Source organism: Bdellovibrio sp. SBM16, from assembly GCF_056175625.1.
The window spans coordinates 162,094-177,028 of the sequence record NZ_JBJKJG010000006.1; the positions used below are offsets into that span (position 1 = coordinate 162,094).

At 44.5% G+C, this 14,935-nt stretch carries 13 protein-coding genes; 11 read left to right on the top strand and 2 right to left on the bottom strand.

The window, feature by feature from the left end; genetic code table 11:
- Positions 1-2: 2 nt before the first annotated feature.
- The 3 genes from AC04MM_RS07490 to AC04MM_RS07500 all read left to right on the top strand — a co-directional run bounded on the left by AC04MM_RS07490 (position 3) and on the right by AC04MM_RS07500 (position 6,049).
- Positions 3-1,274, top strand: coding sequence for a glycoside hydrolase family 113 (locus AC04MM_RS07490; protein ID WP_475379717.1), 1,272 nt, complete (start codon positions 3-5; stop codon positions 1,272-1,274).
- A gap of 32 nt (positions 1,275-1,306) precedes the next feature.
- Entirely contained in the window at positions 1,307-4,939 is a 3,633-nt protein-coding gene (locus AC04MM_RS07495; RefSeq protein WP_475379718.1) for an ABC transporter transmembrane domain-containing protein, read from the top strand.
- Between the two features lie 81 nt (positions 4,940-5,020).
- A complete protein-coding gene (locus AC04MM_RS07500) occupies positions 5,021-6,049 on the top strand; it encodes a hypothetical protein (protein WP_475379719.1) in 1,029 nt (342 codons plus the stop codon).
- Between the two features lie 2 nt (positions 6,050-6,051).
- Here the strand turns inward: AC04MM_RS07500 and AC04MM_RS07505 are convergent, their stop codons facing one another.
- Entirely contained in the window at positions 6,052-7,233 is a 1,182-nt protein-coding gene (locus AC04MM_RS07505; protein WP_475379720.1) for a DNA recombination protein RmuC, read from the bottom strand.
- Positions 7,234-7,321: 88 nt separating this feature from the next.
- Here AC04MM_RS07505 and AC04MM_RS07510 point away from each other — a divergent pair, with 88 nt between their 5' ends.
- Genes AC04MM_RS07510 through AC04MM_RS07525 form a run of 4 tightly spaced genes read left to right on the top strand, consistent with a single transcriptional unit; the run spans position 7,322 to position 10,773 of the window.
- Positions 7,322-7,573, top strand: coding sequence for a hypothetical protein (locus AC04MM_RS07510; RefSeq protein ID WP_475379721.1), 252 nt, complete (start codon positions 7,322-7,324; stop codon positions 7,571-7,573).
- Positions 7,573-8,457 carry a 1,4-dihydroxy-2-naphthoate octaprenyltransferase gene (gene menA, locus AC04MM_RS07515; RefSeq protein WP_475379722.1) on the top strand — a complete coding sequence of 295 codons (885 nt, stop codon included), beginning with the start codon at positions 7,573-7,575 and terminating at the stop codon, positions 8,455-8,457. Before AC04MM_RS07510 ends, menA begins: the two co-directional genes overlap by 1 nt.
- The gene (locus AC04MM_RS07520) at positions 8,457-10,484 is read left to right on the top strand and encodes an AMP-binding protein (protein WP_475379723.1); all 2,028 of its coding nucleotides are present in this window, start codon (positions 8,457-8,459) and stop codon (positions 10,482-10,484) included. Before menA ends, AC04MM_RS07520 begins: the two co-directional genes overlap by 1 nt.
- The gene (locus AC04MM_RS07525) at positions 10,462-10,773 is read left to right on the top strand and encodes a hypothetical protein (RefSeq protein ID WP_475379724.1); all 312 of its coding nucleotides are present in this window, start codon (positions 10,462-10,464) and stop codon (positions 10,771-10,773) included. The genes AC04MM_RS07520 and AC04MM_RS07525 overlap by 23 nt, the downstream gene beginning before the upstream one ends.
- Before the next feature lie 52 nt (positions 10,774-10,825).
- On the opposite strand, the gene AC04MM_RS07530 is transcribed toward AC04MM_RS07525, so the two are convergent.
- Positions 10,826-11,269 (bottom strand): YkgJ family cysteine cluster protein, encoded by a 444-nt coding sequence (locus AC04MM_RS07530; protein ID WP_475379725.1) that lies wholly within the window; start codon positions 11,267-11,269, stop codon positions 10,826-10,828.
- A 36-nt stretch (positions 11,270-11,305) separates the two neighbouring features.
- On the opposite strand from AC04MM_RS07530, the gene AC04MM_RS07535 reads away from it, so the two are divergent.
- From AC04MM_RS07535 to AC04MM_RS07550, 4 genes are read left to right on the top strand one after another with little or no spacing between them, the layout of a single operon-like run.
- Complete coding sequence (locus AC04MM_RS07535; protein WP_475379726.1) at positions 11,306-12,250, top strand: polyprenyl synthetase family protein; 945 nt, start codon at positions 11,306-11,308, stop codon at positions 12,248-12,250.
- The gene (locus AC04MM_RS07540) at positions 12,247-13,341 is read left to right on the top strand and encodes a UbiA family prenyltransferase (RefSeq protein WP_475379727.1); all 1,095 of its coding nucleotides are present in this window, start codon (positions 12,247-12,249) and stop codon (positions 13,339-13,341) included. Before AC04MM_RS07535 ends, AC04MM_RS07540 begins: the two co-directional genes overlap by 4 nt.
- The gene (locus AC04MM_RS07545) at positions 13,342-14,037 is read left to right on the top strand and encodes a class I SAM-dependent methyltransferase (protein ID WP_475379728.1); all 696 of its coding nucleotides are present in this window, start codon (positions 13,342-13,344) and stop codon (positions 14,035-14,037) included.
- Complete coding sequence (locus AC04MM_RS07550) at positions 14,018-14,932, top strand: hypothetical protein (protein WP_475379729.1); 915 nt, start codon at positions 14,018-14,020, stop codon at positions 14,930-14,932. The genes AC04MM_RS07545 and AC04MM_RS07550 overlap by 20 nt, the downstream gene beginning before the upstream one ends.
- Positions 14,933-14,935: the final 3 nt, after the last annotated feature.

The following is a 14,935-nucleotide window of genomic DNA, read 5'->3' on the forward strand; positions in this document are numbered from 1 at the left end:
AAATGAAAAAAATATCACTATTAAACAGTTTTGTAATCTTGGCTTTCTCAAGCGTCACCTGGGCCAGTTACATTGCCGGTTTTAATTTAACAGAGTCAGAAGGATTTGTTTACGATGCGTCAGCAACATCAGTCGAGCCGCAAACACCAGCGCAGCTCTCTGTTGACCACGCTAAACGGTTAGGTGCAAACCATATTATCTTAAACGTGCGAGCAATCATGAAGGGCCCGTATTCGACCGAAATTATTCCGGTTACGCCCCCTGCAGAAAGAGCTGCTGAAGCTAAGCGTATGGTTCGTTTAATTAAGTACATTCAGTCGCAAGGTATGACGGTAGGCTTGCGTCCGATATTCTTTGTCGTTGGTCCAAACGGCGAATTCCCGTATTTTGAAAAACAGCCAGACGGTTCTGTTAAAACTTGGTGGCATGGTAATATCCAGCCTCAGGATCCTAACCGTTGGTTCGAATCGTTCCGAGTGTATTTAGATCTTTATATTACTATTGCTAAACTTGCCAAAGTGAACGAGTTTACAATCGGTGCAGAGTTATATTCAATGACAGTTGGTATTGAAGATCAGTGGAAAGAATTTCCATACGGTTTTCCCGGCCGCTGGTTGGAGCTACTACGCTATACACGTGCTAAATTGCCGACTGCAAAGTTGATGTACGATATTAACTTCACCGACGATTCAGTAAATTCAAACGGTATTGCGGCTTCGGGCGGTGAGTTCGAAAGATGGCGCTACCGTTTAGTTGATCTGGCTAACCCAAGTAACCCGGAAGAATTTAAAATCTGGAACGATCTGGTCAGCTTCTGGAAAGAATTGGATTATATTGGTTTGGATATCTATCGTTCATTGGCATCACGGGGGCAGACTTTACCGACTGACTACAATGATTTAGTTGCGACGTTAAAATTACGTTCTGATTCTTACGCCACTCAGCTGGATACTGGTTTTATGCAGATCGAGTTAACACTGGACCATCATAAAAAAGCCGCGATTAAAGAAATTGGCTTTCGTTCCGTGGATTTAGGTTTTATTGATCCTTTTGCTTATGCCGGCACGGGTGTGGTGAACATTCCGCATCAGGCGGCTTCATTTCAGGCGGTTTTTGAGTCTTATTGGGCGCCGCAGTGGCCATGGTTTAAAGGTATTAGCTTTTGGGACATCGCTGTAGACGGGACTAAACAAGGTCCAAATGACAACGGTTTTTCGCCGGTAGGTAAAGAACAAACTGAAAACGTCGTCAAAGACTACTATCTTAAGAACTAGACAAAGTATGGTGGCACTGCCATTCTTGTCAGATGCCACTACGAAAACTGATCTTTTCTCAAGCCTCTGGGTTAATCGACCTTGGGGCTAAACGTCTTGTTGATGCTAAGGATAAGCTGGAGCTTCCTCAATTACTTAGCGCCTACAATCCTGATATTGATAATGCCAAGATTGATTGGTCATCAAATAAATCCCTTTATAAAAGTTTATTCCGGGTTAATAAAAGTATTCTGACGAAATCGGTTTTGTTTCAGGTGATCGGCAGTTTATTTTCTTTCGCTACGCCGGTTTTAATTCATCAGTTTATTTCAGGTCTGCAGCAGAACAACTGGTCGGCAGAAAATATGTGGTTGTTACTGGCGTATGCGGTAGGTTTTGGTTTATGCGGGGCCGGTAACGGGATTGCGATCCAGCATTACTTTTTTCATACGTTAAATTTTTTTCAGGTTACAACGAACATCATTAATAAAAAGATTTTCACGCACGCTTTAAAGCTTTCATCGCGTGCGAAACAAAAATATCAGGTCGGCGATATCGTCAACTTTATGTCGGCTGATTCTGATGCCATCGGTGATGCAGCGATCGTTACGATTGATTTATCCAATGCGGTGCTGCTGCTGATCGGCTGTTCGTCGTTATTATTTTATTATATCGGCTGGTCGGCCATCGGTGCGGTGGCGGTCATGGCGATTCTGGTTCCACTTACGCAAAAGTTAGCTAAAAAATTCGTGCACATGGAAGAAGAGATGATGGCTCAGCGGGATAACCGCATGACGCTGATGACTCAGATCTTAAATTCGATCCGTGTGGTCAAATACTTCTCGTGGGAAAAATCTGTTCAGCAGGAAGTAGGAAGTGTCCGCAATAAAGAAATTTCGGCCCGCTTTCGTTTGGCAAAATCAGAAATACTATGGGGCTTACTGTACGCCTCGATTTCAACGGTCGTGCTGTTTGTCGCGTTAACGATTCACTATTACCGCGGCGAAAAAATTGACCTGGCGCTGGTGTTAACCTGTATTTCGATTTTTGCCCTGATGGAAGATCACTTCGGCGGTCTATCGCGCTTTATCAGCCGCTTGATGAACGTGTTTGTCTCTGGCCGCCGTATTACCGACTTTTTAAAATCAGAAACCGTAGAGGCATTTTCGCCGCCACCTGTAACTGAAGATCTGGCCGGTGAACATGTTGTCGTCAAAGATTTACATTTTGGCTATGACGATAAAGTGCCGTTATTTAAAGATCTGTCATTTTCGCTTAAACCAGGTGAGTCGCTGGCGATCATCGGTGCCGTCGGCTCGGGTAAATCGACGTTATTACAACTTTTTTTAAATGAAATTGCGCCTAACCAGGGCCGCTTGCAGTTGGCTGCGAATTTACGTCGCGCTTATATCCCGCAAGAAGCGTATATCGTCAACTCAACGTTAAAAGAAAATCTTTTTTTCGGTGAAGAACCGGATCAGGCGCTGTTAGACCGGGCTGTGCATTTGTCATGTCTACGTGCCGATATCAGCCTGTTACCTAAAGGCACCGAGACCGAAATCGGTGAAAAAGGCGTAAATCTTTCCGGCGGGCAAAAACAACGGGTAAGTCTTGCGCGGGCCGTGATCGCAAAACCGGATTTGATTTTACTGGATGATCCGTTGTCAGCGGTAGACCCGCACACTGAAAAATTATTGTGTGACCAGCTTATCTTCGGCGAATGGAAAGATAAGACCCGCATTATGGCTACCCACCGGATTGCCCACTTAAACCGTTTTGATAAAATTTTATTTTTAATCGACGGCAAATATCAGATCGGCAGCTATACAGAACTCTATGAAAAGTCGGCAGAGTTTAGAAACTATCTTGAGATCGAACAACAAAACCAGAAGCATGAATTAGAAATTCAAAAATCCGGTCAGGTGACCAGTGACGGCGAATCTAAATCTGACAGTGATGGGCGAGTCACGGTCGATGAAGACCGCGAAGTGGGCTCAGTTAAAGCCGGTCTGTACTGGAATTATATAAAAGCCCTAGGCGGCGACAGCCCGAAACGAAATTTCTTTATCGCCCTGTTGTTTACCGGCGCGATCGTGCATGTTTCGGCACCGATGATGCAAAGAGCGTGGCTCACCCAAATGAGCGGTCAGGTCGATGCGATGTTGCTGGTGCTAGGTTACGGCGCCTTCGGTTTATTTACCATGATACTGACGTTTTTAAATAACTACCAATGGACTTACCGCGGGGTTAACGCCGGACGCTTGCTGCATGATAAAATGTTAAAGTCAGTTTTACGCAGCCAGATCCGCTTTTTTGACAGCACGCCGATCGGGCGAATTTTACAGCGTTTTTCGCGCGATATCGAATCGGTGGATATTCACTTACAGTGGACCTTTGATAATGCCATTCACTCGTTGTTTCACGTGATCTCGGCGTTCTTCTTAATCGTAGTGGCGTTACCGGTAAGTTTAATCGTGTTACTGCCGGTGTTTGTGGTGTATTACTCGATTCAGAACCGCTACCGCCGTGTCGCGCGCGAAGTTAAACGTTTGGATTCTACCGCACGTTCACCGCGTTATGCCCATTTTAAAGAAACACTGCAGGGCTTAACCGTGATCCGCTCTTTCAATTCACAGCAGTGGTTTATGAAAGAGTTTTTACAGAAACTAAATTTTTCGACAGAGATGTTTTACACCCATTATATGGTTAACCGCTGGTTCTCGTCGCGTTTACCGTTAATCGGGGCGACGATTTCGATGACCACGGCCATTGCGGTGATCTTTGCCAGCTCTAAGGGATGGTTAAACGCAGGTTTAGCCGGCCTTGTGACGCTGTATGCGCTTGAGTTCTGGCGCCATTTAAACTGGGGCGTGAGGATTTTTTCTGATTTAGAATCGCGTATGACTTCAGTTGAACGTTTGGAATTTTACACCAACCTACCTGCCGAAAAAGACGATGTCGAACAGACACGCTTTCAAGCTGAGCATCCTAAGTGGCCGGCTTCAGGCACGTTAGAGTTTAAAGACGTGTTTGTCAGATACGCCGATCACTTACCGGATGTATTAAAAGGGGTATCGTTTGTGATTCCGTCCGGAGCGCGCGCCGGAATTGTCGGACGTACCGGCTCGGGAAAATCCACGATGTTTCAGGCCGTGTATCGCTTTGTAAATATTTATAAAGGTGATATTTTAATCGATGGTATTTCCGTCAATGCCGTGCCACTGGATTTACTGCGCCAGAATTTAGCGGTGATCCCGCAGGATCCGTCTTTGTTTATGGGAAGTCTGCGCGGCAATATCGATCGCTATGCGCAAAAAACTGATGTCGAAGTCTGGGCCGTTTTAGAAAAAGTCGGTCTAAAAAATTTCGTACAGGGGTTGCCGGGCCAGTTAAATTACCATGTCACCGAGAGTGGTTCGAATCTATCGCAAGGCCAGCGTCAGTTGATCTGTTTGGCGCGTGCTTTATTAATGAAGGTAAAAGTTATTTTCTTAGATGAAGCTACCGCCAGCGTAGATCTGGAAACCGATGCGTTGATTCAAAAAGTAATTCGCACGTCGTTAGAAGGCATTACGCTGGTAACCATCGCACACCGTCTTTCGACGCTTAAAGATTACGATCAGATCATTGAACTGCAAAACGGCCAAGTGGTCAGATCCGGCGCCCTCCGCAGTACGGATTTGTAATAGCCATATCCTGACTTTCATTCTGCCAGCCCCTTTGCTTTGGCTTAACCGCGAACATACAAAACAAAGGGGTAGATCACCATGCAACATAACACTTTTTTCTTATATCTGGCTGTGGCAGCAGCAATGACAGGCTGTTTTAAAGTCGAAAAAAAATCTGAAGTCGCTACCAAACAAACCCAGGCTAAAGCACCAAAAGCCCAGCCTAAACAGGCGGTAAGCCGAGAACTGCGTTTAGACGATGTTATGGTTGAATTCGAAGGGCAGGTGCAGCCGAACATCTATGATATGATTTTTACCTGGCCGGAAACCCGCGATCGCGTGCGTATCAGTGTCGACGGGCAAGTGATGTTTGCGGTCAACACGGCAGAGCGCGCCACCGAAAGTGTGGTTAACTTACAGGGTGGCCGCAAGGTGAACGTATTAGTCGAAATCCTAGACGAGAAATACCACATCATTACGTCTGAAACCCGTGAATTTGAAGTGCCGCGTGATTATATATTTCCGAAAGAATTTGTATTAACCAATCATCTAAGTATCAGCCATGAGCGTGTTTTTATGCGTGCGTCGACGATCACCACTCAAAACTTTAATCTGCATATCAAAACAAAAAAACTAATCGTGCTAGAGACGTCTTACATCCGGGGTTTTGCTGACAATACTAAAGCAAAAGTAAAACATGCCGGCCGCAGCGGCGGTGAAATCCGTATCGAAGCTGAATCGGCGGAAGGAGATTTAGATATTACCTTAAATTCAGAAGCCGGTGGTGATGGCTTTAAAGGGACATGGGAGTGCTCGAAGGCTGCCGGCAGTATTTGTTTAAGTAATCTGATGTGTCCCAACGGTGGTCACGGCCAGGCGGCTGGTCGCAACGGCGATCTGTTTGTAAAAGTAAAACAGGTGGCTAATTTTAGATTGTATCAGCAGGAGGTAATTAACACAGGGGGAAAGGTCGGTCCCAAGTTTAATGCTGTGACCGAGCCGGATTACCCAAAGTTTAATCTAAGTCAGGATGCCTGTCCGGCGCAGCCGGTTCAGGGTGCAGACGCCGTTCCCGGAAAAATCTGTTTAACTTTAGCGGGTGCGGTTCCTGAAAAAGGCTGCGAATAGTTTTAATCCAGCGGAGCTGGTAAAGTTTTATCGGCTTTTGCTCCCAGCTCTTTAAGTTTTTCAACCTGCGAGATTAAATTTCCGCGGCCGGTAAAAATTTTTCCCATGATATCGGCGTGCACTTTTTGGGTTGAGTTTAAACGCTCGCCCAGTGTTTCCAGATCTTTAACGATACCGGCAAACTTATCATAAAGCTCGCCACCACGTTTGGCGATATCAAGGGCGTTACGCTGCTGTTTATCCTGTTTCCATAGTGCCGCAACGGTTCTTAGCGTGGCCAGTAAAGTCGTAGGGCTTACGATGGCCACGTTTTTTGTCCATGCCTGTTCGAATAACTCGGGTTTTAATTTAAACGCCAGGGCAAAGGCCGGCTCAAGCGGCATAAATAACATGACAAAATCCGGTGAAACAATTTCGTTGGCTAAGTGGTATTTCTTATCAGAAAGACCCGTGATGTGGCGTTTTAACGATTCGATATGCAGATCAGCGTGCTTTTGGCGGGCAGTTTCATCAGCGGCCGAACTGTAGCCTTCGTAGGCCGATAAGGTCACTTTTGAATCGATGATTAAGTGTTTGCCGTCTGGAAGTTTTACGATCACATCAGGGCGTAAGATTTCGCCCTCAGAGCCGCGCACGGTTTCTTGCACGATGTACTCTTCACCTTTACGTAAGCCCGAGCGCTCTAAAATATTTTCTAAAATTAACTCGCCCCAGTTACCCTGGGTTTTGTTTTCACCTTTCAGGGCTGTTACTAAGTTCTGCGCTTCTTTTGACATCGAGTTGTTAAGCTCAATCAGTTTTGAAATTTCACCACGTAAGTGGCCGCGTTCAGAACGCTCTTGCGAGTAAGTGTCTTCAACTTTTTTCTCGAAGTCTTTGATGCGTTCTTTTAACGGGTCTAACAATGTTGCCAACTGTTTGTGGTTCTGATCAGTCAGCTTACCTGATTTTTCGTCAAAGATTTTTTGTGCCAGATTTTCAAACTGCATGGTCATGCGGTTTTGTAGCTCTTGCGCTGAGATTTTTTGCTGATCATAAAGGGCTTTTTGTTGTTCGCTTAAAGCTTTTTCAACGTCGTACTTGTTGCGCCAGATATCTGCTTGTGCACGCATTTTGGAATAAACCGCAAAACCGATCACCGCGCCACCGGCGATAAATGCAATTACTGGAATAAGGTAGTTCATATGGCCCCCTCAGATAGATCTAACTTTGACCCTCAACAATATAAGTTATTTCATTGCTAAAAATCTGCATTTTTTTTAAGTTAAGCCTATGAATTTAAAGAAAATAGCTCTAGGTGTTATCGGGTTACTGATTGTGGTGATTTTAGGATATTTTGTTAAACAAAATACTTCAAATACGCGTAAAATTTGTTCACCGGTAGCTGATAAAATGGTCTGTCAGGAGTGCTCGTGCCCAATGGGACAGCCGATTCCGTCGAACACCATGCCGTCTCCCGGTATGAATAGTTCAGTGGCTTGTCCGGACGGGGCAACGCCGACCTGTAAAGAGGTTGCAAACTAATGGCACAGTCTAACTTAAAAGCCTGGGTTTTAGCTGCGCGTCCGAAAACCTTATCGGCAGCGGTAGTGCCGGTTATCGCAACGATCGGCTTAGTTCAGAGTTTAAAAATTCCCGTACAGTGGTGGATTATCGTCTGCGCGCTGTTATCAAGTTTCTGTATCCAGATTGGAACGAATTTCGTCAACGATGCCATGGATTTTAAAAAAGGTGCGGATAATGAAAAACGTTTAGGTCCGATGCGTGTCACCCAGCAAAAGATTTTTACTTTTAAACAAGTGATGTGGATGGCCACGGGATTTTTTGCCTTGGCCATGATTTTTGGTATTCCGCTGGTGATTCACGGAGGGTTGCCGATTGTGATCATCGGTGTGTTATCGGTGTTGATGGGGTACGCGTATACTTCGGGTCCGGTGCCTCTGGCTTACTACGGTTTAGGGGATCTGTTTGTAATTATCTTTTTTGGTTTAGTTGCCGTCGGTGGATTATTCTATCTGTTAACCGGCACTTACACTCTGGATGCAGCTGTCTTGGGTTTGCAGATCGGATTTTTAAGTACCATTCTTATTGCGATTAATAATCTTCGTGATATTCACACTGACAAAGAAGTGAACAAAAAAACTTTAGCGGTGCGTCTGGGTGTGACCGGTGCCAAAGTATGGATTGTGTTTTTAATCGTGGCGCCGTTTTTAATGGGTTACTACTGGTTAAACCAGCAAAAATACTGGCTGTATATCCTACCGACGCTGGCGTTACCGCTTGGACTATCGGTGATTAAAAAAATTATCGCGACCAACCCATCGGCTGAATACAACCGGTTTTTGGCCCGCTCAGCCGGCTACGGTATGATCTTTAGCATTGGCTTTTTAATAGGATCATTTATTTAATGGTACGAAACGGCCAGTCGCTTCAGCTTTGGGTTTATTATTATGCGCTTAAACGCAAAGTAAAGCCCAATGCCATGACTTCAGCCAGTGAAGCCCAGCGCGGGGCTTTAATAAAAATTCAGGACAGCGATGGCAATGAAGGATTTTCGGATCTGTGCCCGTGGCCTAACTTAGGTGATCAAACCCTAGATGAGGAGCTCGCGTCGCAGGGGCCGCTTTTTCAGCGCGCCATCGATCTGGCGTTAGTCGATCTTGAAGCAAGAAAAAATAAAAAAGTTTTGGTCAGCGATGCACCTGTTAAGAACAATATTCTGATTTCTGACTTCCGCGATTTAAAGGGAGAGTTTGATTTTTCTAAGGTTACGGTAAAAATCAAAGGCAATGAGCATGTCTACGATTTTGCCAAATTTCTGGTTGAAAATGTAAATCGTTTTCAGAAAATCCGCATTGATTTTAATAACTGCATCAGTGAGTTTCTTTTTTCAGAGTTTATTAATCTGTTAAGCGCAGAAGTTTTAAAAAAAATCGAGTACATTGAAGATCCGTTTTTCTTTCACCGCGACCTGTGGCACCAGTATTCGGGCAAAGTAAAGCTTATGTTGGACTGGAAACAGGCCGAAGAGCAGAACTGGCCAAACCGCATCTGGAAGCCTTCGCGCGAAGAAAAAATGCCTTGTCAGGATTATTCAATAACCTCAAGCATGGAGCACCCGGTGGGATTGGTGCACGGATTACATCATGCTCAGGCTTACCCGCAGAAAACCCACGGCTTTTTAACACTGTCGCATTATGAAGATTCAGAATTTACCCAGGCCTTTCAGGTAAACGGTGACTTACTGACTTATCAGAGCGACGGCTATGGCATCGGTTTTACCACTCTGTTAAGCAAGCTGAACTGGATTCCGGTATTTACCGGAGATAATTTTCTGCTCTGTAATCACCGCGCCGGCCTATTCGAGAAAAAAGACCTGTTTAAAATAAAAAAACAATTCAGTGAAAAAATTGCCGCTAAAAACTTTATCCTGATTCCAAGCAGCGGTTCAACCCAAAGCGCCCGGGAATCAGTTAAAGTTATTGCCCTTAGTGAACAGGCGTTAATCAATTCTGCCAAACGTGTGAATAAAGAATTTCATGTCACTGAAAACTCTATCTGGGGTTGTGTGTTACCGCTGTTTCATGTCGGCGGCTTAGGTATTTTTCTGCGTGCCAACTCGGTCGGCGCTACGACCTATTATACTTCGTGGGATAAATTTTCACCCGATTGGCTGCATGAAAATAAAATCACTCACCTGTCGCTGGTGCCGACCCAGATTTACGAAATCGTACAGAAAAGCTGGCCTGCGCCCAGCTACCTGCAGACGGTCTTTGTCGGCGGTGCTGCGCTTGATCTTGAGTTGGCAAAAAAAGCTGAAGCCTTAGGTTGGCCGCTGGTGCAGACTTTCGGGATGACTGAAACCGCTTCAATGATCGCAGTAAAGAAAAATATTTACGATGAGTATTTTGAAACTTTGCCGGGAGTTGAAATCCAGTCAGACACTGGTAAATCAACCGGTCACTTAAAAATCAAATCAGATGCAAATGCCAGTTACATTTTAAAATTGGATTTAGAAACGCAAAACTTAGTCAGCGAGCAGCTTTCTGATTGGGTGTTAACCAATGATCAGGTTGAAATCAGCGGCCGTAAGTTTAAATTTTTACAGCGCGATTCAGATTATGTAAAAATCAAAGGTGAAGGCGTATCGTTAAACGAATTGCGTCAGATTCTCCAGCAAACTGTTCACGTGCACCAGGCAACAATTTGTGATTTACCGGATGCACGCGATGGTGCAAATCTGGTTTTAGTGGTTCTGGCCGGGGTCAATGCCTCTGCAATCTTGCTCAAGTTTAATGAGCAGGTGCGTCCTTACGAAAAAATCTATAATTATATCGAGGTTAATGAATTTCCTGTAACGGATCTGGGAAAAATCAAATACACTCAGTTAAAAGACGCAATAAAGGATCTTAATGTTAAAAAATTACTCTCCTAAATTTACTAAAGGCAGCCTTTTTATCTGTACGAAGTGCGGTAAAGATTTTTCTGACCCGAAACCTGAGCGCGCCGAAAAATTAAAATCTGAATTACGATCTGACCTAAAAGAAATCGATGCGCACAAAAAAATCCGTGTGATGACCAGCGGCTGTTTAGGTCTATGTGAAAAAGATGAACAGACTTTCGCGTATTATCCCAACTACGGCGAAATGGAAATGTTAACCACATCCGACGATTTTAAAACCGCCAAGAGCGATATTTTTAACTATATCAAAACCAAAATATAACCTTTAGAATAAGGTTTGCCGGAGGCAAATCAAAATCAGCAGTAAGCGTAGCTTACGTGCCAAATCTAGATGCGTTTTCGGCATCTTCGGCGGCGATAGTTTCAATTTGTTCTTTAGTCCAAAGCTGACCCTTGCCGATACCTGGGCAGAAAGAAGCCACTTCGCTCTTCCACGCTTTTGGGTTTAAAACTTCGGGCCAAAAAGGCCATGTGCGGCATTGGGTTGGGCGGGCTTCGTAGGTTGAGCAGCGCTTGTTTTTTAGGAACATGCAATCAGGGTTTTTCGGGTCTTCTTTAAGGTGCCAAACGCCATCTTTCATATCGCAGTACTGGCGGGTAAAAGCCGCTGTAGAAATGTTCAGATGTTTTGCAAAACGGCGGCGGTCTTCCAGGGTTAAAAAGACAAAACCGAATTCGCCGTGCGATGTGCAGCAGTTGCCTGATCCCTGACATTGAAACTTTAAACCATCTTCGTAAAAAGGGCGTTTTATTGACATGAATCTAGTCTATGTCTATACCGTTCATTTGAACATATGAATTTGAAGATTTTCAGTCCAAAAGACTTTCCAGCTTATTTACCTAAATTGAACTCGCTTTATGACGATTTGTTTGCTGGCGGCAAAGGCTTTAGATCAAAACTTGTGCAGATGGTTGGCAATCCGCTGGGATTGCCGCCAGAAACCCAGCAGCTTCTATGTCAAACCATCGAATTCATCCACAACGCTTCGCTTTTACATGATGATTTAATCGACCGTTCGCAGTTACGCCGGGGAAAACCGGCCGCATGGACGAAGTACACACCCGAGTATGCGGTCTTGGCCGGAGATTATTTGCTGGCGCGTGTGATGGTGAACCTTTCAGGTTTTGGCAACATTAAACTGGTGCAATTCACTTCAGAAACAATCTCTGATCTTTTAGAAGGTGAATGGTTGCAGGACTCTGTCGTCGGAGATTTTTTTGTTTCTCTGGAGCAGTTAGACCGTATTCATAATTTAAAAACGGCCTCGTTATTTAAATGGTGTCTGCGCGCCCCGTTTATCGCTGCAAACAACAACGATGAAGAGTTACACCGCACCCTGGACGAAATGGGTACTATTCTAGGCCAGTTGTTCCAGCGTTCGGATGATTTGCTGGATTACGATATCCGCAATGATGAAGGTAAAGCAATTCTGGGTGATCTCAAATCCGGCTATTTAAATTCGTTCGGTGCCTATGTTACCCGTAACATGACCCGTGCCCAGATTGATCAGATGGTTAAATCCAGCAGCTTACAAGAGTACTATCAGTGTTTTGCCGGCGGCGAAAAAGAGTTTCAGTCTTATGTGCAAAGTTTTGATGCGACTAATGAAAAGATGATTCAGCTCTACGAGCATCACTTAGTGCAACTTGAAAAGAAAGTACAAAAGCCGGAGTTGATTAAATCGCTCAAGCCTTTAACTGAAATTCTTTACTGGCGCAGAAAGCCTAAATCGTCGTGAGTTCTTTTATCACGCTGAAAAAGTCTGACACTCAATTTCAAAGTTATCTTTGGGGTAAATTTTCATCATCTCAGCGTGCCCTGCCGCAGGCTACTTTAAATTTAGATTCGCCAGAAGAAACCGTGACTTTTGAAATCGTCGATAAAAAATCAATTCAAAAGCCTGCGGGCTTGCACGTGTTTTTTGCTTTAATTAAGTTTCAGAACTTATATTTTATTTTACTGCCGCTGTTCTATGTGTGCGTGAAGAACTATGTTGATAACCGCTTTTTCGATCCGTTATCGCTGGCAATGGCTGCGGTTGCGATGTTGTTTATGTTTGCTGCGTTTAATATCCGTAATGACGTAAACGACCATATCTCCGGTTATGACCGGGTCAACGTGGCCCAGCGTGGGGCTTACGGCAAACCGATTCATCTGGGCTGGATTACCGCAACCCAGGCTTCAAAACTCAGCTCGATTTTAACGTTGATTGCCATGCTCCTGTCTTTACCGGTCATGATGCGCCAACCGGAAGAGGCGCGGGTGATCGCGGTGTCGGCGGTGCTGATGATGGCCGGTCGGTTATTGACCAAAAACTCGTACAAAAATCAGCGCTGGGGCGAAGTGATTTTTTTTATCCTTGCCGGGCCAGGGGTTATTTCGGGGTATCAAGTAGCGCTGGGGGCGGGCATTGATACAGAATGTTTAGGCTTTGGAATTTTGTGGGCCTGGGCTATTCAGTTTCTGCTTCATTTGAATAATTTCAGCCATATCCTGACCAGTTCGCAGGCCGGGATCAAAAACACCATGACGAATGCCGGCTTTGATAAAGCCAAAAAGATTTTAATTGGTTGGTGGGTTATTTTCATCGCCCTGTGGGTGCTGTATCACTATCACTATGCCAGTGTGTTTTGGTCATATCTGACAACGTTGATTCTGATCTTCTGGTCGATCCCGACGTTTATCAAAATTTCTGAAATCCAGTCACCGGCAGGTTCAGAGTTAGGTGATTTAAGACAAGTCGGTTACCGTAATTTTTTATTGATGTGCTTTTTAATCGTTATCGAGTTTGCTTGGTATTTGGGAAATAAAAACGATTGGTTTGTCTAAATGGTCGAATTCGTTTTTGCCAATCAAGACTTAGAAACTAAATATGCTCACTGGAAAAATTTTCTGCGGGAAAATTTTAAGTCCGAAGATAATTATAAAATCCAATTTGATGGCCCGGTACCGACGATCTTTGATCAGGACGGCCGTAAATTTAAAATCGATTTTTTGGGCGACAACAGTAGCTACAACAAGGTCAAAAGTTCGATCCATAAAGAACCGCTGGCCAAAGCCCTTGGCAGCGGAGCAAAAGGTTTAAAGCTTTTAGATCTTTCGGCGGGCTTAGGTGTAGATGCGGTGTTTTTACTGCAGCTCGGTTTTACCGTGACTGCGGTTGAGCGCAACCCACTGGTGTATATGGCGTTAAAGATTGCGTCTGAACAGCTGCCGGCGCTTTCGGTTATTTTCTCTGACTCGCGGACGTTTTTAGAAAAGTTAAAGCCGGATGATTATGATGTGGCCTATTTCGATCCGATGTTTCCGGAAAAGAAAAAATCAGCCTTACCAAAGCAGGAAATGGTCTTTTTTAAAAACCTGGTCGGTGCCGATGACGATGCAGCAAACATCGTAAATTTCGCGACCGAGCAAAAATTATTCAAACGTTTTGTTGTCAAACGTCCACTGGCTGCAGAAGCATTTAAAAAGCCATCGGGCCGCATTGAAGGAAAGATAATTCGCTATGATATCTATGGTCATTGAACAGCTTAAACTAACGCTAAAAAGTTTTTCGATTATCAAAAACCAGCACGAAGCTTTGGTTACGCTTGATTTTGATAAATCACAGCGCCGTGAGGCTTTGATGCGCCTGTGTTTTTCGCCGTTGGCCGCCTGGCCGTTGTTTGTGGTGTTGTTGTTTTTTATCATTAACCCGCTGAGATACCATTTTTCTCTGACCGCGATGCTAGGTATGGAAAACGTGATCGTGCAGACGCTGTTAGGTACTGATTGGTTGTATGCTGCATTTTTTTCGGCCATCGTTTTTACGGTCAGCTTTTTAACCCGTAAAGAATTTATTCTGCTGGGTTTGGTCGGTTTTATGATTTCACAGGGTGATATGCATTTGTTCTTAGGCCTATCGCTTGCGGCGTGTATTATTCTAGCGCGCGTATTTACCAATATCCGCTGGATCCGTCATTTAGAGAGCTATTCTAAATCGGTGTGGCTGATCACTTCGGCGTTAAGTTTTATTTCGTGGGCGCTGTCGGTGCATTTTTCTTTTGAAGTGTACCGCCGTCTGTTGCAGGCCGGTTTTTTCTCGCACTCGATGTACGCCAACCGCTTAGAAGTTTTTATCCTGGCGGTTTGCATTTACTACGCTTTGGAGCTGCTCATTCTTTCGGTGTGGGGGCATTTCTATACCCTGAAAAATCCGGAGCCATCGGATTTTTCGGTTAAGTATTCAAGCAGCCGCCTTCTTAAGAAGCTTTCATTAAGCAAAGGTTTTAAAGAAGATCTAAAAGACCAAGTGATTGTGATAAAGAACAATCAACGTGTTTATGAAAATGCCGATCTGGACCTTTTGCCTAAGCGCCTGGTCGAACTGCATCGTAAAGAAGAAACCTTTTTGACTCAGGCCGTTTCCTCTTTAACATAGAGG